Below are 433 nucleotides of genomic sequence, written 5' to 3'. Positions count from 1 at the left end.
TGATTGACTGCTTGCCGCCAAGTGATAGGCGGCATCTTCCAGTCCTTTTCGATGTTGCGCAAGGCTAGATACAGCAGTTTGCTGGCGGCTTCGTCGCTCGGGAAGTGGCCGCGATTCTTGACGATCTTGCGCAACTGCATGTGCATGCTCTCGATGGCGTTTGTCGTATATACGATTCGACGCACCTCGGGCGGATAGGCGAAGAAGGGAATCACCTGTTCCCATTGGCGCTGCCACATGGCCGCGACGGTAGGGAATTTGCGACCCCATTCGCTCTGCGCAAAGGCGTCCAGCGCTGCCGCCGCCGCCTCGGCCGTGGCGGCCTGGTAAATCGGCTTGATCGCGGCAGCCAGCGGCTTGCGGTCTTTCCAGCTCGCCAGATTCAGCGAATTGCGGATCAGATGCACGATGCAGGTCTGGATCTGGGCGGCCG

General features: G+C 60.3%; 1 protein-coding gene. It reads right to left on the bottom strand.

The genetic code is table 11. The annotated features are described in order from the left end of the window. On the bottom strand, positions 1–433 hold a 433-nt coding region (locus tag ACNQQL_RS36110; RefSeq protein WP_347069718.1), incomplete at both ends, for a transposase.

Source organism: Burkholderia sp. LFS061, from assembly GCF_047978125.1.
Classification (GTDB): Bacteria; Pseudomonadota; Gammaproteobacteria; order Burkholderiales; family Burkholderiaceae; genus Burkholderia; species Burkholderia pyrrocinia_C.
Note: the sequence above shows the minus strand (reverse complement) of the source record. Positions and strands in the feature narration are given on the sequence as shown.